The following is a 17265-nucleotide window of genomic DNA, read 5'->3' on the forward strand; positions in this document are numbered from 1 at the left end:
TTTTAGTTTACTTTTATTAAAAATAAAATCATTAAGGGCATGGAATATTTCGATACCTTGATAAGTCATTAAGGTAATGGCGGTAAAACTGAAAAATAAAACAGGAATAATTCGAATCCACATGGTTCTAACCTCCCTTTTATCAATACATTCATTTTCCTCTTCCATCATTAAAATGAAATGAGAAAAGGGTGAATTTTTATTAAGAGATACCATTGTTTACATAATAAAATTATAGGTGATTAAATTCGTAGTATGAAATAACCTTGTTTGAAGAAAATAAGCTCTGTAGAAACGAGAATGAGGTGCACGAAATGGAAAGCAAGAAAAAGTTGGATTTATTTGCATTATCATCTATTCCTTTAGTTATGACACTTGGGAATTCCATGTTAATTCCTGTTCTCCCTCAATTGGAAAGAGAATTGAAGATTTCTGGCTTTCAATCAAGTCTGATCATCACGGTCTATTCGATTATTGCAATCCTTTGCATTCCCATAGCGGGATTTTTGTCCGATCGCTTCGGCAGAAAGAAAATATTGATCCCTAGTCTCATCATTGCTGGAATTGGTGGAATACTTTGCGGTTTTGCGTCCATTTATGGATCAAATGCCTATTTCTTTGTGATCATCGGCAGGGTCATACAAGGGATAGGTGCAGCAGGAGCCTTTCCGGTCGTCATTCCAACAGTTGGGGATTTGTATGAAGATGATGATCAGATAACCAAAGGGCTGGGACTGATTGAAACGTCAAATACGTTTGGTAAAGTATTGAGTCCGATATTAGGCGCTTTATTTGCTGCCTGGATCTGGTACATTCCTTTTTTTTCAATCCCTCTCTTTTCAACACTTTCAATTGTTCTGATCCTTTTCATGGTAAAAGTGCCTCCTAAAAAAGGGGAAGAGGCAAAACAGTCTATCAAAGAGTTCATCCACGAAGTTAAGGTGGTCCTTAAAAAAGAAAAGAAATGGATTTTTGGTATCTTTATCATCGGTATCCTTTCTATGTTCATTTTATTTGGATTTCTGTATTATTTATCAACCCGACTGGAACAGGCTTATCATATCAACGGGATCATAAAAGGTCTGTATCTGGCCGTACCCCTACTATTTTTATGCTTGACCTCATACATTACGGGGAAATTAATTGGTAAGAGCAAAAATAAAATGAAGTGGGTCATTGTATTAGGTTCCTTAATGAGCTCTATTGCATTTCTCCCTCTATTATTCAGCGAAGGTAAATGGGTGATAATAGGCATCTTTTCTATTGCAGGAATTGGCATGGGGGCAGCATTGCCTTGTCTGGATGCATTGATTACAGAAGGTATCGAAAAAGAACATCGTGGAACAGTAACCTCGATTTACAGTTCCATGAGGTTTACGGGAGTCGCCCTTGGCCCTCCGATAGTGGCATTGATTGAACCGATGACCATTTTTATCATTTTTATTATTCTCAGCATTTTTTCGTGTCTCATCGGGATGTTTCTCATTAAAATTCCGGTTTCAGATCCGCATTCACTTTCAACGAGAAAGGCATGACCAAAGAACGGAGCCAAGGCTCCGTTCTTTATAGCGTTCCACCACATTCCCTACCGTATATGGTTTATTTTTTTCATATCGTGGTAGATATAACCATAAATATGGAAGAGAAGCAAAGGGGGAATAAGTATGACGTGGGTCATTGTAATCGTTTCTTTCTTTATCCTGCTCACCCTGTCGGAAGAGATGGTTTATTATTTTTTGCGGAAAAGAATCATGGAGAATCCATCTAAAGAGGATAATACTGAAGGTAAAATGAAAGAATGGTTCTATAAAGTGAAATTAAAGCTGAATCATCCCCAATAACCTGAATACATATACAGACTGGCAGAGAAATTTTTCTCTGCCTCTTTTTTTGAATGATCTTTTTTCCTCCATTTACACCTTCTCACCCTAAAGGATACTGATCAATATCTATACTCACAGTTTTCTCAAACCTAAAAAAAGAAGACAAAAGCTTCAGCAAGGCTTTTGTCTTCAAAGGAAAGAAATTAGAATGGGTCTTACATAATAAAGATTTAAACAGATTGAGAAAGCTACCCCACTTTCCATTCTGTTTAGGGAGTGATAAATCCTTATTCATAAGCAAGATTCATTGTATCTTTCAAAAAAGTGAACTCTATTAAAACAAGATTAAAATTTGATGAGAAAATACCTTTTTGACCGTGAAGTCCTTAATCAAAAGGAAACAGAACATCGGGTTTTATGATATGATGTAGAAGAATTCAGAATGTTATAATACATTCTCATGCTTGAAAGGATGAAAAAATGAAAATCGATTTAAATTGTGATTTAGGAGAAAGCTTTGGTGCATATACAATTGGTAAAGATGAAGACATGATGAATTATGTCACCTCTGTTAATATCGCTTGTGGTTTTCATGCAGGTGATCCCCTTGTAATGAAACATACTGTAACAAATGCCATGAAGCATAATGTGAAAATCGGCGCCCATCCGGGACTGCCTGACATTCAAGGCTTTGGCAGGAGAATGATGCATATTTCACCTGAAGAGGCTTATGCTCTTATTCAATATCAAATGGGTGCTCTTTACGCCTTTGTAAAGGCACAGGGAGGTGTTTTATCTCATGTGAAGCCTCATGGTGCTTTATACAATATGGCTGCGAAGGATTTCGCACTGGCTAAATCGATTGCTGAAGCCGTATATGACTTTGACCCGTCCCTCACTCTATTTGGTCTATCTCAAAGTGAATTAACAAGAGCAGGTGATGAAGTCGGTTTACATGTCGCTCATGAAGTTTTTGCAGATCGAGCCTATCAATCAGACGGTTCATTGACTCCTCGCTCTCTTCCACATTCAGTTCTTCATGATGAGAACGAAGTAGAAAAACAGGTCCTTCGTATGGTGGAAAAACAAGAAGTGATGTCAATTGATGGTAAAATCGTATCCATCCAGGCAGACACCGTTTGTCTACACGGGGATAACGAAGCAGCTCTATCCCTCGCTAAACGTTTATATAATAAGTTAAGGGTATGATACAGGGCGCATATGCCCTTTTCATCCCTTTCACTAATTGGGATTCAATAGGTTAGTGGTGGATATGGAGGGTTTTACATGAACAAGACAATACTTTTAAAAGGATTTAGGTGGATTTTTATCTTTATAGTCGGATTCGTCATTGTGATTTACTCGTACAAGCGGGTCCTATTGCATTCCGGTATAGAGTCAACCATTCATACCGTTTCCCCCCGGTCCACGATTGTGGGAATCATTCAAACTCATACAACAACCACAAATAAAAAAATCTATAAGGCTCTTTATAAAACAACAGAGGGAAAGTGTTTCAATGCTACATTTGAGCGGAAAAGCTACACGATCATTGAAAATCGTGAATCACCTTGTCAGTAAAGGAGCGAAAACAGTTGAAAAGGGCCATTCATATCTTTCCATCCTTTCATAAATCAGAAAAAATTCAGGATATCAGATATATTTACGATCCGCTTTTTGATAAGATTCCTCCTCACATCACCCTTGTTTTCCCTTTTGAATCCCGCATTCCCCAAAACGAATTATTCGCCCATGTTCAATCGCTGGCAAATGCTGTTGCACCTTTCAACCTTACCATGAATGGAGTGACTGGCTCAGGAGGGAAATATCTATTCTTAAATGTTAAACAAGGTAACGATGCTATTATCCATTTACACGATGAATTGTACAAAGGAATCCTGGCACCTTTTCGGAATCATCACATTACATACACTCCCCATATTACTCTTGGACGGATAAAATATCAGGAGGAGTGCACCCTGGCCGTCGAGAAATACAAGGATTGGGAAGAGAACTTCCATACGGTTGTAAGAGAAGTCGTCATAGAGGAAATAGGTGAAGATGATCATTCCCAGGTCATCGGGAGGATACGACTTGACGATAACAGGTTTTAATCTCGGCTTTCAGTGGAATGGAAACGAATAGATCACACAAGAAAAGAGGCAGGTATATATATGATAAAAACACTCACCATCGATACAAAGAAACGTGACGAAATGATCGAAATTACTGACTATGTGCAGGATATCATCAATCTTTCAAATGTGAGAGAAGGTTTTGCAATCGTTCAATCCCTGCACACAACTGCAGGGATTACGGTCAATGAAAATGCCGACCCGGATGTAAAAACCGACTTCCTCCGCCGATTAGACGAAGTGTACCCTTGGCATCACGTCTCAGATCTCCATGGTGAAGGAAATACAGCGGCCCATTTGAAAACGAGTACAGTTGGCCATTCTCAGATGATCATCGTTACGGAAGGGGAACTTTTGCTTGGGACATGGCAAGGTGTTTACCTATGTGAATTCGACGGACCCCGTTCTCGAAGAAAAGTGTCCGTTAAAGTCATTCCTTCAGAATAAGCCTTTTAGATCGAATTGGAAACCATCAACCTTGATTTATTAATCATCACGGATGTTGAAGTAATAAGTATCTTCAACATCCGTCCCCCTCGATTCATTTTCACAACCAGGTACTTCACACTGCAATATCCTTATTCTAAAAACCGATCCCGAATGTTTCCCGAAGGCAGCATACACGATTCCTTTTTTCCAAACCATTTATATCTATTCCTGGCGACCATTCTATATATGCTGTCTCTCAAGGGTTTTGGAATGAGGAGGAATACACTGAAAATCTTCCAGGGCCATACTAGCTTTGAACAAACCATTAAGGCTGCTGTCGATTCAATGAAGGCTTGATGATCATCAATCAGTACAAAACTGTCAGTCGTTTCAGGGATATTGTGTTTTCGTAATAATTCCTGTCCAATCTTGCTTTGCAGCGAAGCAAATCGAAAACTTCCCCTTGGATCCCGCTCAATGATGAAGCGGACGCTACTATTGCAAAAATTACAAATACCATCAAACAAAATGATTTTCACATCTATCACACCTTCGCCTTAAACAGATACCATGCACCTTCACTATAATACAGTCAATCAGAACCATAAAGGAAATTGTTCCTATCCTAACTGATACAATTCCTTACACCATTTCTGATAAATGACCAATCTGATTATAGGAACGGATGAACCACTTGCCATCCTTAAACTGAATGTCAGTAAAACATCCGTTCTGTAATTTCACATGTTGAAGTCCTGAAATACCTTCATGATATTCCCTTATTAAAGCATTGATGACGGCTCCATGGGCAACGACCAATACCTTTCGATCAGGATAAAGAGCATGGATATTTCTTAATCCAGTTTGGACCCTGGCTACCAGTTCTTCATAGGATTCCATATTTGGGAACGTAAAGGCCGGATAGTGCTTTTCCCTTTCTTCACGCAGCATTCCTTCCCCTTCACCAAAAAAACGTTCCTTGAAATGATCCATTTCTATCATATCCAGATTCAGGTCCCCATTAATGATTTCCGCCGTTTTCTTTGCCCTCTGTAAAGAAGTGGAGATCAGTACATCCCATCGATGGTTTTTCAAAGCATCCCTGCACTCTTCCGCTTGCCGTTTTCCAGTTTCATTTAATGGAATGTCGGTTTGACCTTGTAACTTTCCACAAAGGTTCCAATCTGTTTGACCGTGACGGACAAAACATATATGCGTCATACATTCTCCTCCTGCTGTTTCATTATATTGAAAAAATGGCCAAAACCCTCCAAAGGAAGATCGATACTTTTTGGTGAGTATAATTTTACTAGCTTTTATGATATACTATATTACCATTAATAGAGATTATTTCGAAATTTTCAAATCCATAAGCAGTATAAGGAGTTGGCTTAAGAAATGAGAGACGAATTATTCTATATGGGGCAAGAAATAATATCCCATAAATCCGAAATCGCTCAAGGGGTCATTCACTATCAGGAACAACGATATTCTGATCAGCTTAAGTTATCGGGTGTAAAAATGGAACAAATCACAGAATGGCGTATGCAATTAATTGAAATGCTAGGTCAATCCTTGTTTGAAGATAAAGCAGTATCCCTTGATAAAGTAACGGAGTGGACAGGAAGGGTAGGAAAAGTTGCTCTTGAGAAAGGCATCCCACTCAATGAATCTCTTAAAACATTATCAGCATTCCGAACCGCCATTTGGGACATTTTCTCTGAACAGTTACGTGATCAACGAATTTCTGCCTCCTTCATGCTTCAGGTAAACTCAGAAATCAATCCAATCCTTGATGAAATCGTATATCTATTAAACGAAGTGTTCCGTACACAACAAAAGGATCAGCTTGCCTTAATCCATACTGCAATGGATGAACTTTCGGCACCGATTGTTCCGATTGCAGATAAAGTAGCCATTCTCCCGCTTATTGGAGAAATCGATACCCACAGAGCAAGTTCGGTCATGGAAACAGCTTTAAAGAAAAGCTCTGAATTACAATTAGAGTATTTATTTATTGATATTTCCGGTGTTGCCATCATGGACACCATGGTTTCCCATAATATCTATCAAATCATCAATGCCCTAAAGATGATGGGTGTGCAATCTGTCTTGACGGGAATCCGGCCTGAAGTGGCTCATACATTGGGAAATCTCGGCATTACTTTCGAAGACCTGAAAACAAGCGCCAGCCTGAAAAAAGCCCTTGAAGACATCGGATTCAACCAATATGAAGTGGTACTCCCTGTTTAATTAAAGAGACCATAAACCGGAAAAGGCGGTTTATGGTCTTTCTTCTATAAAGAAGAGGTTTTATGATCTTGTTTTACCTTATGATGAAGCAGGATCTGTATACTTTGAACAGCCATATAAATCGGTATGGACCAATACATCTTGTATCCCTTGTCGAAGTGGAAGATTCCGATTTTCACCGTAAACCACTCCATCAATAGAGAGAAAGCGGTCCAAATCAATATGTAGGCAAGATTCATGATTCCATTTATCTTCAACTTCTTATATATATAAATAAAAAAATAACTGTAAGGACCATACATAATATAACTGATGAAATCGATTCCCTGATAAGCGGAACTGTCATTCACATCATAAAAGTCCCAAGGTGGGATACTAATGGTGTGATCATAAAACATACCGATTGATATTCCGTAGACAAAGTAATTCAATCCCTCGAGAAATGAAAAAATCTTCGGAGTTACCCATATCAGCAGGAGGAGGACGATCAGGCTTATTATGATAAACCATTCATTCCAATCGAATGACCTTTCATAGATTCTGTCCATTGCTTCCCTCCTCCTTCTTCTGAAAGTAATAAAGTCCTTTCCCAAACCATATACAGAACAGTAGATATACACCATTAACAACCACAGTATTTAATAAACTCCATTCAGGGTAGGAAAGAGAATGAAAATGGACATGTAGAACATCCAATACGCTGATGAAGAATAAGAGACAAACAAAACAAACCATTTTATCTCTTGTTCTTCTATAATTCAAATAGCCGTTCACCATTATGACTCCTACCAGTGGTAAGATACACTCCCTGTTAATAAGTAAGCTGATAAATGACGTGATGTCTTCTGAAGCCTTCATCCATTCCAATTTATTCGTCAGAATCGTAATATAATTCGTTGAAATGATGGATAACACCATAAAGTAAATCGTATTAGCTGTAAATGAAAGTTTCTTCTTCATGAATAAGACAATGTAAATCAAGATGATTAATATCGTAATAAAAAAAGGAAGTGACATAGGAACCTCCTATACTTTTTTCATCATTGTTCCCTTAATCCACCCAATACATAACATTTAGAAAGCACCAAGAGGTTTGATTTCGTTAACAGAGGGAAAATAAGGAACAAGAATCGAGGAGGTAGAGCGATGAGACATGAATCTGTAAATCCTAAGTATGCAAAGGATGAAATCAAAGAAATATTTGTAGATGGCTTGCAGCGTGACCTTTCAACCGAAGAGGAAACCCTTATCTCAGGCTGGACCCGATCTTTCGATAAGGGTGAAAGAGCAACCATCATCAATCTGTTGAAAGAATTACTGAACAAACATAAAAGGCATGACTGAAACAATAGGTGTGAGAATGTAAATGAGACATAAAAAAGGCAAGCCCCTCTTGAATGGGCTTGCCTTTTTCATATCTATATAGAGTTCCTATCAAAGATTACTTGTTGATTCCAATAGTTGATCAATATCAACGCGAAAGATCGGGCGCTTTAATTCCTCTTGTCCAAGTTCTACGGTATCGTCTAGTACTTCATCAATATTCATACTTATAATACCTCCCAAGTTGTGAATGTCAGAATGTGATGAACGGATGATTTATCATCTTCTCTATAGGATACGATGGAAACATCTCATTTTTGGGGGTATTTTTGAATTTTTCATGTTTAATTGTCTATAATAATCGGAAAGTTGAATCAAATGTCACGTTATGTTATCGTTAAACAACAATTGATTCTACTTAAATAGTAATAGATGGGTAGAATGGCTCTCTCCTTTAAGGAGGCATAACAATGAAACGATTTTCCATGCTTCACGTTCCTAAGGATATCAGGCATAGATGGCGACCAGCTGTTACTGTTCATGTCTTACCGGTCCATAAAGAATACTTTGCGGTAGGTAAATCATTAAAAGGACACGGTAAAGCTGCTAACAACAACGAAAAACTAGCCGCATATTATGCGTATCTAGATACTTTACAATAAAACGCTTATCTATAAAACAGCTGATCAGAACTTAATCCGATCAGCTGTTTTTTGTTCAAGGGTAACGCCTTAATTCTGTGTTCATTCTCTTACACCGAGGTGATGCCTTTGCCTTTGTATATTCATTGAAAATGTGTAGATGACTGCTTACCATGGATTGTGGCAATCCATCAAACGGATAGAACTTTAATTGAATGGATTCAGATGGATCCGCCCTCATTTGCCCGTGAAACTCTTGAGTAAAATAGGCCGTAGTCACAACGTAAAATTCATCCCCATTTGCCGCTTTAATGAATTGATCAGCACCTGAGTATACATTTAATAAATGAAGTTCTCCCAAATGGAGACCCGTCTCTTCTTCCACTTCTCTTCTTGCTGTCTCTTCTGTTGATTCCGCAAGCTCCATCAAACCACCCGGGAGGCCCCAGGTTCCACTCGGAAATCGCCTTTCCTGTAGAAGTACTTCATTTCGCTCATTTACTATAATAACTACCGCCCCAACCAAGATCAGTGGACGATTCCCAACTAATTCTCTAATTTCTTCTATGTATCCCAGCTACATTCATCTCCTCTCAGATAATGCAGAAGTTTTTTTACGGCAAATACTGACACACCTCAAAACAATTCCCATCGGGGTCATAAAATTGAAAATAGGTTACCCCTTCATCTACCTTAATGGTCCCTACCTTGACACCTTTCTCCATGAGCTTCAATCTGGTCTCCTCCAGTGCATCTGAAAATAAAATGGGTTTAATGGATGAGGGACGGACCTCGCCTTGTTGAATGGTGAGAGTGGACTCCCCTACCCCAACTTTATAAACAAGATAATTACCTGAATCGAAGGCTCGTTCTAACTCCAATACCTCTTCATACCATGCTTGAGCACTCTTTAAATCTGCTACTTGAGTATGTACCGTATCAATTTTTGAAAACAATGGTATTTCCACCTTCCCTAGGTTTAATCTTTCAATAGACTTAAATGACCGACAATTTCCTTCGCCTCAAATTTTTCCATAGGGGGAAGTGCAGTCACGGTTAAAGACCCCTTTACTATCTCCGTTAAGCCACTGTCATGAATACTGAAATATCCTTTCTTCTCCAGCTTTTCCAATTCTGTGTATTTGCCCTTCAGGACCACTTTCTTCATTCCCGTTTGTACCCATTCGATAAAGTCCGCCTGCCTGTTTTTGAATGGTGAATCCTCCGACATCATCGTCAGGGTACTCAAGGTTGCAGCATGTGCCACTTGTGCGGCTGTCTTTCCTTTAGACATCTGTAGATCCTTGTTTACGATAAAATATTGTACGAGATCCCTTCTTGTCATCCGTTTTATCATCCCTATCATCATTTTATTGGAGTACCATGATATCATCCTACCACATACTCGTTTTACTTCCTTCTAAGTTTCACCGTATTCTTTTCAATTGTGACAATTTTCACTTCTTCCCCGACAGTAAAGTCCAGATATTCTTCACAATTCAATTTATAGGTACGACCATTATCAAATTTCATGGCACAAGAGGAATTACTGTCATTCATATCCAGCCTCTTCCCAGATTTTATTCCCACCAGCCCCTCTCCTACACCTTCAGGAAAGTATTTTTCCTCAATCACCACCCAATCTTCTTTATCTCTGTTTACGAATTGCACGATCAGCAAACACATCAGCAGTAAGACCAATAATCCCAGAACAATCACTTTCATCCAAAAGGCTTTCATATAGTTCCCCTTCTCTTGTTAATAAACAATAAAGGATTATATGTCAGAAAATATTAAAACATTCGACTGCGTAACGATTGACTACCCTTGCATTTAATTGAAAAGGGATTTATAATCAACTAACGACCGTTAGTTAGTTTAGAGGGGATGATTCTTCTTGAATGATAATAAGCAATTGATTAAGACCGTTGCACTGGACTTATTTGGACAAAAAGGCTATGAAGATACCTCATTAGCAGAGATCGCACGGGAAGTAGGAATAAAAAAACCTTCCATCTATAATCATTTCACCAGTAAAGAGGATTTATTTGTGGAAGTATTGAAAGATCTGATTGTTTCTGAAGTGACGGCATACAGAATGGCTCAGGAGGAAATGAATCCCTCGGAACCCGTTGAGAATATCAGGACTCTCTTTGACCTCTTTTGTCGGCGATTGATGACAACAAAAGAATCTCTACTATGGAAAAGGGTCACATTTTTTCCCCCAGAGCCATTTAGAGATTTAATTCAGGAACATTTTATCCATTTTGAAGAAGTGACCTCTGCTATTCTGGTGACTATATACGAGAAAGGGATAAGCCAAAAACGGTTTCAAGGAATCACTGCAGATGAATTTGTGGCATCGTTTTTATGCTTGGTTGACGGGGTTTTCTTAGAGCATCATTATTACACGCAGGAAATCTTCCAGCAAAGGATTGAATCAGCCTGGAAAGTATATGAACGTGGAATAGTAAGTGACAAAGGAGTGTAGCATCATGGGTTGGCTTTATGTCATTATAGGAGGTATTCTCGAAATTGGGTGGGCAACCGGACTTTCCCTATCTGAAGGGTTTACAAAACCGGTGCCAAGTATTATTACGGCATTTCTCATATTGGTGAGTTTCTACTTTTTCTCCAATTCAATGAGATTACTACCCATAGGGACGGCTTATGCCGTCTTCACGGGCATTGGTGCAGCAGGGACGGCTTTGATCGGAATGTTCTTCTTAAACGAAGGGATAAGCTTTCTAAAGATAGTATTCATCTGTTTACTCATTTTCGGAGTCATTGGATTGAAGATGAGTGATAAGGAAGAAAAAGAAGCAGGGGGTGAACTCTGATGGCGTGGATATTTCTCCTCTTTGCAGGGTTTTCTGAAGTGATCATGGTATCGTTCATGAAGCTTTCGGAAGGGTACAGAAAGCTTTTTCCATCCCTGATCAGCTTTGTAGCCGGTGCAATGAGCTTTTATTTATTATCGCTATCCCTTCTTGATATCCCTGTAAGTACGGGGTATGGGATTTGGACTGGAATTGGTTCGGCAGGGGCCGTGATCATGGGGATGATGTTTTTCAATGAAAAAAAAGATCTCAAACGAATGATGTTTATATGCTGTATAGTAGGAAGTATCATTGGTTTGAAGTTCATATCTTAAAAAGAAAAGATCTTGTCCCCCATATGGGCAAGATCTTTTTCTATATGTTAATTGATGATCCCGTTCCCGACAATTTTCAATTGAATAGTAGGTTTTATAATGATGGTCGGGTATTCCTTCTCCCAGTCCAACTGTTCCCAATCCTTATGATGAAATGCGATTAATTCTCTCCCTATTCCCAATAAATCTGAGTTCGCCACTTGGATCTTCTTGATGACCTCTTTCGTTTCTTTCTCCAAATGCTCTGTTATTTTCTTTTCCAACTCCTTAACATTTGCTTTATCCGCCAATTCATCTTGGGGGAACTCCACAATAGAAACCCCTGTCGTCAATGATAATTCTACTTGTATATTTCCTGGAGTGGTTGATATTAATTTCATTTTCGTCTTTGGGTCCACCAAATTATACGTAATATAATTTTCTATATTCACTTTCTTTTCTTTATCCACTTTGGTGACGACCCTTGCAATTTTCGCTTTTTCATTCATTAACACGAGCATAAGGGTCGATTCAGGAATAGAAAGGGTACCAGACATCGCCCGTTTATGGAATAGCGCAGTGCCGTCCATGATAACTTCTTCATCTTTTATCCTAAAGAAGGGTACGAAGAAATCTTTTCCTTCATCAAACATGACAGTACAAACAGATTGAAGATTCACTTTCGGTACCCCTGTGAAAGACTCTCCAGAAGTGATGGATTCAATAAGATACTCTGATATGAGGACATTTTTCTGTTCGATGGTCCTGAGAATATCCCCAGCCTCTCCTTCTGCAACCGCTAACTTGGAGGAAATGGAGCTATTTGGATCACGATAGAAAATATCAAGGAAATCGTATACATCCTTCCTCGCCAAATCTTCACCCAATATGAAGATACGGTTTTTTGACGGTTCGAAATTGCCTGATATCTTGCGGTCCATATGCATTCTGACTTCGCGGATCGTATTGGCATCTGCCTCTACCTCTGTATTGGTTGGAGTTCCTTCTTTAAAGTCCCGAATGATGGCGGTGGCATGTATATTTCCGTCCGGGGTTAAATCGAAGGCAGATGAAAATACAAGCCTCCCATTTTTCAACAGCCTCTCATCCCAACATCCTGAAAGGGTAAAGGAACTTATGATAAGTAGGATTAGAATTTTTTTCTTATTCATGAATTCTTCTCCCATTCCATTTTTTTGAACAAAAAGGATATACAAAGCAGCAAGAAAGGAATCAAGATGACAAAAATATAACTCATAAAGATAATTGCCTTATTGTACACTTCCATTTGTTCGTTTTTCACCAATAAAGCAATGATTAGCCCAATAATGCCAAATAGGACGGGTAGAAAGGTGCGTTTGATTTTTTTGAGCTTCCTGATAAAGAATGATGTCCCTTCCGTTGAAAAAAACAAGTAGCTTGTCAGGGATGTGATGACGTTGACAATCCACAGGGATACAAAAACAAGGTCGATCCGTTCGATGATTTTCAAATACAGTGACTTCACGAAATATAAAACGGGTTGTGGAACAATTGCAATTTCAGCGGGACTGAATGTCACAATACTTACGATCGTCATAAAGCAATAAATGGTGGTCACGCTTATATTGGCAACCGTGACAGACTTTAAGATTGATGCAGACCCGATCTGCTGAAAGTGGGGATATAAAATGAGCAATAATTCAAATCCAAGCATGGAAAAGTACGCTTCATTCGCCCCCTTCAACCAATTTAAACCTCCTGAATGAGCCATGGGAAACAAATATCTGAAATCAACTGGATACGTCACCAGAACAATGATGGATATGACAAGCAGAAAGAGGATGAGGCTTGATACAACGACATAGACATTGCTTATCCCAACGACATCTTCTTTCGCCAAATATATGGCCGTGGCGACTAAAAGGACCATTATGATCCATTTAGGAGTAAAAATTAACACCCACATTTTAATGATTTTCGTTGAGTACATTAACACCAACGCGGTGACTAATATGCCGTAAAGGATGTAGCCACAATTCAGAAGTGTCCCAATACCCCTTCCAAGTAAGATCTTCGAATATTCAAATATGGATTTTGAAGGAAATCTTCTGCCTAGTAACCATAGAAGGAAGATGACCCCCTGTACCAGGAGGCCGGCTAAAATCACAGAGATCCATGCATCCTGCTTTGACTTCAGATAGACATTAAACGGGAGTCCTAATATTCCTACTCCTATTTGAGTCTGAAGAATAAAGAATGTGAGTTGCACACCACTCAGCTTAGTCTGATTGTTCATTCTTTTTCCACCTTCTTGGATCCGTCGTTTTCCATTTATATATCGACTTTAAATCTCTTGGCCGCTCTTTCATTAACCATATCGGAACTCTCATAAATGTATCTTTCCATGCCTTTAAATCAAGAGGCACCAGAGGATATAAGTAATAGTGACCAAGGGACTTCAGTTTTGCCATATGTATAAATGTGAACATCAGACCGATGACAATTCCAAAAAAACCGAATATCGACGCTAATAGCATCAGTGGAAACCCCAATATCCGTAGTGAAGTACTCAATTCATTGGAAGGAATGACGAATGATGAAATCGCCGTAATAGCAACCACAATAACCATTGTATTGGAAACAAAGTTGGCCTCTACCACAGCTGTCCCGATGACGAGCCCCCCCACCACACCGATGGTTTGAGCAACAGGATTTGGCAACCGTATGGCAGCTTCACGTAATAATTCCAAGGTGAATTGCATAATGGCCGCTTCGATAAGAGGCGGAAAGGGCAGATACTCTAATGAACTTTTGATAGAAAAGATAATCTCGACCGGAATGACTTCATAGTTATAAGAAATAACCGCGATGTAAAATGCAGGAAGACACAACGTGGTTATAAAACTTATCAATCGGATCAGCCGTAAGAAAGAAGCAATAAATGAACGTGTGTTATAATCCTCTGCCGTTTGAAAAAAACTGAAAAATGAAACAGGAAAAATCAAGGCAGTCGGACTCCCTTCCATCAGAAGGACCATCCTGCCCTCCATCAGATTGGCCACCACCCTATCCGGTCTCTCCGTATTTAGAAACTGCGGAAAAGGGGAAAATGAATTATCTTCGAGAAATTCTTCAAAATACCCCGGAGATTGGATGGAGTCTGCCTCAATTGTTGAGATCCTTCTTTCGATTGTCTTCACTAAGTCAGGATTGGTCAATGTGGATATGCTGACCAGAGCATACTTCGTTTTTGTTGTCTCTCCCACGTGGGAATATTTCACCGTCACATTTTTATTTATGATTCTCTCTCTTATGAATTGGACATTCTCTGAGACATTCTCACTAAACCCTTGATGGGAACCCCTGACGACCTTTTCATTGGTAGGTTCAATCCGATGTGCCGACTGATCTTTCGGAGAGGGGATCAACAGCATGCATTCTTCGTCCTCTTGTATCAATAGGCATGAGCCATCCACCAGTCCATCAAGAGCTTTCTGGAGGTCGACCGTCTCAATGATGGTTGCACCATTCACGATATGACGTATGTTCCCAAAAGGGGTTTCCTGCATTGGCTTGATGACATTCATTTGAACACTCTTAACATCTACTATTGAATCAATGAAAATCAGCTTGATCCTGCTATCATTGAAGATCAGATTCCTAATGGAAAGGTCATCTGTTAAATAAAGGCCATCTCGAATAAACGTTACTCTCTCCTCTAAATTAGAAGGGGAAGATACGCTCACTTCTTTATCCTCTTGAGCCGGATTGATTAATTTTCGTGTGGTCCTTGTCTTGAATGACCTTCCCATGTTTAACACCTACTGAAAGAGTTTATTACCATGTAGGGTGTCCACAATATGCCGTGCTATTCAAAGGCATCAATGGGCATTTCAAGTTAAGGTACGACCTTCAATTGATTAGATGCGTTTTGCTTGGATGAGGTGTCATCCTCAGTTTTAGTGATCCCATTCAAAAAAATTCTCTCTTTCCATCAGATATTAGTAGGGTGTACCTGCCAGTTTTTGATATACTTAATCAGATAAACTAGTCGATAGGTAGAGGTGAATAGATTGACCAAGAAAAAAATGTATTCATGGAGTTTACAAATCCTTATTATTCTTACCATCATTTATGTTTCAACTAAAATTTCCTTTCTATTTGAACCAATCGTTGTATTTGCTTCAACTTTATTCTTCCCGATCATTATTTCAGGGTTTCTATATTTTTTATTAAACCCGTTGGTCAATCTTCTCGTTAAAGCAAGATTGCCGAGAACAGTTGCGATCATCGTCTTATATGCGGCGATTATCGGTGCTATGGTTCTGATCATAGGAAATATCGCCCCTGTCATTACACGCCAGGTGACGGCATTATTCAATGCACTGCCGGAGTATGCTCGTCAAACGAGGAATTTCATTGAGTATTTGTCTGAGACAGAACAATTTAAATGGATGATGAATCAGGATTATGTGTCACTGAAGGATATTGAGAATCAGCTGGTGGATTTCGCCAATACATTGCCCGATAATATCACAACAGCATTAAAAGGTTTGTTGAGTGTCTTAACCAGTATTACAATCCTTATTGTAACCGTTCCTTTCCTATTGTTCTTCATGTTCAAAGATGGGCATAAATTTCCGAGAGCGATTTCGAAGTTCCTGCCTCCAGCTTACCGCGAGGAAGGAGTCAACACATTAAAGGATACAAGTGAAACACTTGCTGCTTACATACAGGGACAGCTGACCGTCGCTTCATTTGTAGGGACCCTGACTTTTATCGGTTATTTAATCATTGGTTTGCCATATGCATTAGTTATGGCACTGATCGGAGCGGTCACGAATATCATACCGTTTATTGGTCCTTTCATCGGTGCAGCACCTGCCATCATCGTGGCATTATTTGATTCACCGACGAAAGCGATCCTGGTGGTGGTCGTTGTCACGATCGCTCAACAAATTGAAGGGAATCTCCTTTCACCCCTCATTCTGGGTAAACGACTGGATACCCACCCGGCGACCATCATCATTTTATTACTTGTTGCTGGGAATTTGGCAGGGATACTCGGAATGATCTTAGCTGTACCAACTTACGCCGTGACGAAAACCATAGTATTGAATACAGTGAAGTTCATTAAACTGCGAAGATCAACCATACAGGAATGATCACGGAGACAGCCGGGCTTGCCCGGTTGTTTTAATGTTGAGATCTTTTGCCTATAAACAAAAAAAAGCAAACCCCCGACATGGGAATTTGCTTCTCTTTTCATCTTTTCTTTTTAAATAATTTATCCGATGCCCCTTTGACTGCTTTGCCGGCCGTATCGACGGTCTTTCCAACCATTTTATTACCGGTATTGCCTACATTTTTCACAAAGTCTGCCGAGGTATCAGAAACCTTCCCTACCAATCCACCTTTACCGCTCACACTTTTAATCATGTCATTTGCAGTGTCTGCCGTTTTGTTCAACAGTTCACTGGCCTGCTTGGATGTATTCTTGACTAATTCACCCGGAGTATTTCGTTTATCCTCAGTCATGCTGATTC

26 protein-coding genes are annotated in these 17265 nt (G+C 39.3%); 13 read left to right on the forward strand and 13 right to left on the reverse strand.

All coding sequences use genetic code 11. The features are described 5' to 3' along the window. The first annotated feature begins 314 nt into the window (after positions 1-314). The 6 genes from SLH55_RS09425 (at position 315) to SLH55_RS09450 (ending at position 4405) form a co-directional block, all read left to right on the forward strand. A complete protein-coding gene (locus SLH55_RS09425; RefSeq protein WP_219168143.1) occupies positions 315-1535 on the forward strand; it encodes an MFS transporter in 1221 nt (406 codons plus the stop codon). Between the two features lie 129 nt (positions 1536-1664). Next, positions 1665-1841, forward strand: coding sequence for a hypothetical protein (locus SLH55_RS09430; RefSeq protein WP_219168144.1), 177 nt, complete (start codon positions 1665-1667; stop codon positions 1839-1841). A gap of 462 nt (positions 1842-2303) precedes the next feature. After that, complete coding sequence (locus SLH55_RS09435) at positions 2304-3032, forward strand: 5-oxoprolinase subunit PxpA (RefSeq protein WP_320323299.1); 729 nt, start codon at positions 2304-2306, stop codon at positions 3030-3032. A 78-nt stretch (positions 3033-3110) separates the two neighbouring features. Beyond that, positions 3111-3404, forward strand: a complete 294-nt coding sequence (locus tag SLH55_RS09440) for a hypothetical protein (protein WP_219168146.1) — start codon at positions 3111-3113, stop codon at positions 3402-3404. Positions 3405-3418: 14 nt separating this feature from the next. Then, a complete protein-coding gene (locus SLH55_RS09445; RefSeq protein WP_219168147.1) occupies positions 3419-3937 on the forward strand; it encodes a 2'-5' RNA ligase family protein in 519 nt (172 codons plus the stop codon). A gap of 60 nt (positions 3938-3997) precedes the next feature. After that, on the forward strand, positions 3998-4405 hold the full coding sequence (locus tag SLH55_RS09450; RefSeq protein WP_219168148.1) for a secondary thiamine-phosphate synthase enzyme YjbQ: 408 nt from the start codon (positions 3998-4000) through the stop codon (positions 4403-4405). A 39-nt stretch (positions 4406-4444) separates the two neighbouring features. Here SLH55_RS09450 and SLH55_RS09455 read toward each other — a convergent pair whose 3' ends face one another. From SLH55_RS09455 to SLH55_RS09465, 3 genes are all read right to left on the reverse strand, one after another. Next, positions 4445-4603, reverse strand: coding sequence for a hypothetical protein (locus tag SLH55_RS09455; RefSeq protein ID WP_219168633.1), 159 nt, complete (start codon positions 4601-4603; stop codon positions 4445-4447). After that, entirely contained in the window at positions 4537-4935 is a 399-nt protein-coding gene (locus SLH55_RS09460; RefSeq protein ID WP_308807566.1) for a thiol-disulfide oxidoreductase DCC family protein, read from the reverse strand. Before SLH55_RS09460 ends, SLH55_RS09455 begins: the two co-directional genes overlap by 67 nt. A gap of 94 nt (positions 4936-5029) precedes the next feature. After that, positions 5030-5608: a histidine phosphatase family protein gene (locus tag SLH55_RS09465; protein ID WP_219168150.1), complete on the reverse strand. Its 579-nt coding sequence runs from the start codon at positions 5606-5608 to the stop codon at positions 5030-5032. A gap of 177 nt (positions 5609-5785) precedes the next feature. On the opposite strand from SLH55_RS09465, the gene SLH55_RS09470 reads away from it, so the two are divergent. Next, positions 5786-6640, forward strand: a complete 855-nt coding sequence (locus tag SLH55_RS09470) for an STAS domain-containing protein (RefSeq protein WP_320323300.1) — start codon at positions 5786-5788, stop codon at positions 6638-6640. Between the two features lie 44 nt (positions 6641-6684). Here the strand turns inward: SLH55_RS09470 and SLH55_RS09475 are convergent, their stop codons facing one another. Then, the gene (locus tag SLH55_RS09475; RefSeq protein ID WP_320323301.1) at positions 6685-7188 is read right to left on the reverse strand and encodes a hypothetical protein; all 504 of its coding nucleotides are present in this window, start codon (positions 7186-7188) and stop codon (positions 6685-6687) included. Further along, the gene (locus SLH55_RS09480; RefSeq protein ID WP_320323302.1) at positions 7172-7657 is read right to left on the reverse strand and encodes a hypothetical protein; all 486 of its coding nucleotides are present in this window, start codon (positions 7655-7657) and stop codon (positions 7172-7174) included. The genes SLH55_RS09475 and SLH55_RS09480 overlap by 17 nt, the downstream gene beginning before the upstream one ends. Before the next feature lie 129 nt (positions 7658-7786). On the opposite strand from SLH55_RS09480, the gene SLH55_RS09485 reads away from it, so the two are divergent. Continuing rightward, positions 7787-7984 carry a hypothetical protein gene (locus tag SLH55_RS09485; RefSeq protein WP_219168154.1) on the forward strand — a complete coding sequence of 66 codons (198 nt, stop codon included), beginning with the start codon at positions 7787-7789 and terminating at the stop codon, positions 7982-7984. A 449-nt stretch (positions 7985-8433) separates the two neighbouring features. Next, positions 8434-8625, forward strand: coding sequence for a hypothetical protein (locus SLH55_RS09490; RefSeq protein ID WP_320323303.1), 192 nt, complete (start codon positions 8434-8436; stop codon positions 8623-8625). 55 nt (positions 8626-8680) lie between these two features. Here the strand turns inward: SLH55_RS09490 and SLH55_RS09495 are convergent, their stop codons facing one another. The 4 genes from SLH55_RS09495 to SLH55_RS09510 all read right to left on the reverse strand — a co-directional run bounded on the left by SLH55_RS09495 (position 8681) and on the right by SLH55_RS09510 (position 10344). Then, on the reverse strand, positions 8681-9130 hold the full coding sequence (locus tag SLH55_RS09495; RefSeq protein ID WP_307513968.1) for an NUDIX hydrolase: 450 nt from the start codon (positions 9128-9130) through the stop codon (positions 8681-8683). 88 nt (positions 9131-9218) lie between these two features. Next, positions 9219-9560 carry a VOC family protein gene (locus tag SLH55_RS09500; protein ID WP_219168156.1) on the reverse strand — a complete coding sequence of 114 codons (342 nt, stop codon included), beginning with the start codon at positions 9558-9560 and terminating at the stop codon, positions 9219-9221. A gap of 23 nt (positions 9561-9583) precedes the next feature. Further along, positions 9584-9949, reverse strand: coding sequence for an aminoacyl-tRNA hydrolase (locus SLH55_RS09505; protein ID WP_219168157.1), 366 nt, complete (start codon positions 9947-9949; stop codon positions 9584-9586). 65 nt (positions 9950-10014) lie between these two features. After that, complete coding sequence (locus SLH55_RS09510; RefSeq protein WP_219168158.1) at positions 10015-10344, reverse strand: hypothetical protein; 330 nt, start codon at positions 10342-10344, stop codon at positions 10015-10017. 157 nt (positions 10345-10501) lie between these two features. Here SLH55_RS09510 and SLH55_RS09515 point away from each other — a divergent pair, with 157 nt between their 5' ends. From SLH55_RS09515 to SLH55_RS09525, 3 genes are read left to right on the forward strand one after another with little or no spacing between them, the layout of a single operon-like run. Next, positions 10502-11095, forward strand: a complete 594-nt coding sequence (locus SLH55_RS09515) for a TetR/AcrR family transcriptional regulator (RefSeq protein WP_219168159.1) — start codon at positions 10502-10504, stop codon at positions 11093-11095. Between the two features lie 4 nt (positions 11096-11099). Further along, positions 11100-11444, forward strand: coding sequence for a DMT family transporter (locus tag SLH55_RS09520; RefSeq protein WP_219168160.1), 345 nt, complete (start codon positions 11100-11102; stop codon positions 11442-11444). Next, positions 11444-11758 (forward strand): DMT family transporter, encoded by a 315-nt coding sequence (locus SLH55_RS09525; RefSeq protein WP_219168161.1) that lies wholly within the window; start codon positions 11444-11446, stop codon positions 11756-11758. The genes SLH55_RS09520 and SLH55_RS09525 overlap by 1 nt, the downstream gene beginning before the upstream one ends. A gap of 47 nt (positions 11759-11805) precedes the next feature. Here SLH55_RS09525 and SLH55_RS09530 read toward each other — a convergent pair whose 3' ends face one another. The 3 genes from SLH55_RS09530 to SLH55_RS09540 are packed head-to-tail and all read right to left on the reverse strand — an operon-like array spanning position 11806 to position 15531. Next, on the reverse strand, positions 11806-12909 hold the full coding sequence (locus tag SLH55_RS09530; protein WP_320323304.1) for a Ger(x)C family spore germination protein: 1104 nt from the start codon (positions 12907-12909) through the stop codon (positions 11806-11808). Further along, entirely contained in the window at positions 12906-14015 is a 1110-nt protein-coding gene (locus SLH55_RS09535) for a GerAB/ArcD/ProY family transporter (RefSeq protein WP_219168163.1), read from the reverse strand. Before SLH55_RS09535 ends, SLH55_RS09530 begins: the two co-directional genes overlap by 4 nt. Continuing rightward, a complete protein-coding gene (locus tag SLH55_RS09540; protein WP_219168164.1) occupies positions 13999-15531 on the reverse strand; it encodes a spore germination protein in 1533 nt (510 codons plus the stop codon). Before SLH55_RS09540 ends, SLH55_RS09535 begins: the two co-directional genes overlap by 17 nt. 261 nt (positions 15532-15792) lie before the next feature. Between SLH55_RS09540 and SLH55_RS09545 the strand changes: the two genes are divergently transcribed. Continuing rightward, on the forward strand, positions 15793-16884 hold the full coding sequence (locus SLH55_RS09545) for an AI-2E family transporter (RefSeq protein WP_219168165.1): 1092 nt from the start codon (positions 15793-15795) through the stop codon (positions 16882-16884). 100 nt (positions 16885-16984) lie between these two features. On the opposite strand, the gene SLH55_RS09550 is transcribed toward SLH55_RS09545, so the two are convergent. Further along, positions 16985-17257, reverse strand: a complete 273-nt coding sequence (locus SLH55_RS09550; protein WP_219168166.1) for a hypothetical protein — start codon at positions 17255-17257, stop codon at positions 16985-16987. Between the last annotated feature and the right edge of the window lie 8 nt (positions 17258-17265).

The sequence above is a fragment of the Rossellomorea sp. YZS02 genome, from assembly GCF_033963925.1.
In the GTDB taxonomy this organism is placed as follows: Bacteria; Bacillota; Bacilli; order Bacillales; family Bacillaceae_B; genus Rossellomorea.

Excerpts from the sequence above, each read along its gene's own strand:
- SLH55_RS09425 (WP_219168143.1), top strand. The coding sequence starts at position 315 with ATGGAAAGCAAGAAAAAGTTGGATTTATTTGCATTATCATCTATTCCT.
- SLH55_RS09430 (WP_219168144.1), top strand. The coding sequence starts at position 1,665 with ATGACGTGGGTCATTGTAATCGTTTCTTTCTTTATCCTGCTCACCCTG.
- SLH55_RS09435 (WP_320323299.1), top strand. The coding sequence starts at position 2,304 with ATGAAAATCGATTTAAATTGTGATTTAGGAGAAAGCTTTGGTGCATAT.
- SLH55_RS09440 (WP_219168146.1), top strand. The coding sequence starts at position 3,111 with ATGAACAAGACAATACTTTTAAAAGGATTTAGGTGGATTTTTATCTTT.
- SLH55_RS09450 (WP_219168148.1), top strand. The coding sequence starts at position 3,998 with ATGATAAAAACACTCACCATCGATACAAAGAAACGTGACGAAATGATC.
- SLH55_RS09455 (WP_219168633.1), bottom strand. The coding sequence starts at position 4,603 with ATGGTTTGGAAAAAAGGAATCGTGTATGCTGCCTTCGGGAAACATTCG.
- SLH55_RS09465 (WP_219168150.1), bottom strand. The coding sequence starts at position 5,608 with ATGACGCATATATGTTTTGTCCGTCACGGTCAAACAGATTGGAACCTT.
- SLH55_RS09470 (WP_320323300.1), top strand. The coding sequence starts at position 5,786 with ATGAGAGACGAATTATTCTATATGGGGCAAGAAATAATATCCCATAAA.
- SLH55_RS09475 (WP_320323301.1), bottom strand. The coding sequence starts at position 7,188 with ATGGACAGAATCTATGAAAGGTCATTCGATTGGAATGAATGGTTTATC.
- SLH55_RS09480 (WP_320323302.1), bottom strand. The coding sequence starts at position 7,657 with ATGTCACTTCCTTTTTTTATTACGATATTAATCATCTTGATTTACATT.
- SLH55_RS09485 (WP_219168154.1), top strand. The coding sequence starts at position 7,787 with ATGAGACATGAATCTGTAAATCCTAAGTATGCAAAGGATGAAATCAAA.
- SLH55_RS09490 (WP_320323303.1), top strand. The coding sequence starts at position 8,434 with ATGAAACGATTTTCCATGCTTCACGTTCCTAAGGATATCAGGCATAGA.
- SLH55_RS09505 (WP_219168157.1), bottom strand. The coding sequence starts at position 9,949 with ATGACAAGAAGGGATCTCGTACAATATTTTATCGTAAACAAGGATCTA.
- SLH55_RS09510 (WP_219168158.1), bottom strand. The coding sequence starts at position 10,344 with ATGAAAGCCTTTTGGATGAAAGTGATTGTTCTGGGATTATTGGTCTTA.
- SLH55_RS09520 (WP_219168160.1), top strand. The coding sequence starts at position 11,100 with ATGGGTTGGCTTTATGTCATTATAGGAGGTATTCTCGAAATTGGGTGG.
- SLH55_RS09525 (WP_219168161.1), top strand. The coding sequence starts at position 11,444 with ATGGCGTGGATATTTCTCCTCTTTGCAGGGTTTTCTGAAGTGATCATG.
- SLH55_RS09530 (WP_320323304.1), bottom strand. The coding sequence starts at position 12,909 with ATGAATAAGAAAAAAATTCTAATCCTACTTATCATAAGTTCCTTTACC.
- SLH55_RS09535 (WP_219168163.1), bottom strand. The coding sequence starts at position 14,015 with ATGAACAATCAGACTAAGCTGAGTGGTGTGCAACTCACATTCTTTATT.
- SLH55_RS09540 (WP_219168164.1), bottom strand. The coding sequence starts at position 15,531 with ATGGGAAGGTCATTCAAGACAAGGACCACACGAAAATTAATCAATCCG.
- SLH55_RS09550 (WP_219168166.1), bottom strand. The coding sequence starts at position 17,257 with ATGACTGAGGATAAACGAAATACTCCGGGTGAATTAGTCAAGAATACA.